The organism is Tatumella sp. UCD-D_suzukii (genome assembly GCF_000611875.2).
Classification (GTDB): Bacteria; Pseudomonadota; Gammaproteobacteria; order Enterobacterales; family Enterobacteriaceae; genus Tatumella; species Tatumella ptyseos.
Genome location: NZ_JFJX01000039.1, coordinates 1 through 1043 on the forward strand (window position 1 = coordinate 1; position 1043 = coordinate 1043).

A 1043-nucleotide genomic window follows, 5' to 3' on the forward strand; every position below is an offset into this window, starting at 1 on the left:
CGCGAGAGCAAGCGGACCTCATAAAGTGCGTCGTAGTCCGGATTGGAGTCTGCAACTCGACTCCATGAAGTCGGAATCGCTAGTAATCGTAGATCAGAATGCTACGGTGAATACGTTCCCGGGCCTTGTACACACCGCCCGTCACACCATGGGAGTGGGTTGCAAAAGAAGTAGATAGCTTAACCTTCGGGAGGGCGTTTACCACTTTGTGATTCATGACTGGGGTGAAGTCGTAACAAGGTAACCGTAGGGGAACCTGCGGTTGGATCACCTCCTTACCTGAAGATACACTCCCGCGCAGTGCTCACACAGATTGTCTGATGAAAAGTACAGAGCAAGGCGTCTTGCCGAAGCAGACTTCAGTGTCCCCTTCGTCTAGAGGCCCAGGACACCGCCCTTTCACGGCGGTAACAGGGGTTCGAATCCCCTAGGGGACGCCACTTGCTGGTTTGTGAGTGAAAGTCACCGGCCGATATATCTTAAAGATGACTTGCGAGTCATGTTTAAGATATTGCTCTTTAACAATACGGAACAAGCTGAAAATTTGAAAACAATGAATAACGAAAGTTATTCAGAGTCTCTCAAAAACTTTTACGATTCAGAGTCGTTGCAAGACGTCTGTGGGTTGTGAGGTTAAGCGAATAAGCGTACACGGTGGATGCCCTGGCAGTCAGAGGCGATGAAGGACGTGCTAATCTGCGATAAGCGTCGGTAAGGTGATATGAACCGTTACAGCCGACGATTTCCGAATGGGGAAACCCGGTGCACTCAGTGCATCATCGTTAAGATATATCGGCCGGTGACTTTCACTCACAAACCAGCAAGTGGCGTCCCCTAGGGGATTCGAACCCCTGTTACCGCCGTGAAAGGGCGGTGTCCTGGGCCTCTAGACGAAGGGGACACTGAAGTCTGCTTCGGCAAGACGCCTTGCTCTGTACTTTTCATCAGACAATCTGTGTGAGCACTGCGCGGGAGTGTATCTTCAGGTAAGGAGGTGATCCAACCGCAGGTTCCCCTACGGTTACCTTGTTACGACTTCACCC

At 51.1% G+C, this 1043-nt stretch carries 2 tRNA genes, 1 rRNA gene and 1 other annotated feature; of the genes, 2 read left to right on the forward strand and 1 reads right to left on the reverse strand.

Annotated elements, in window-relative coordinates:
- Positions 1-278 (forward strand): 16S ribosomal RNA (locus tag CG67_RS07565); the annotation flags it as partial.
- Positions 279-364: 86 nt separating this feature from the next.
- A tRNA-Glu gene (locus CG67_RS07570) sits at positions 365-440 on the forward strand.
- A 191-nt stretch (positions 441-631) separates the two neighbouring features.
- Positions 632-1043, forward strand: a sequence feature (most likely nonfunctional fraction of RNA operon).
- Here the strand turns inward: CG67_RS07570 and CG67_RS07575 are convergent.
- Positions 826-901 (reverse strand) — tRNA-Glu (locus CG67_RS07575). (Overlaps the previous feature by 76 nt.)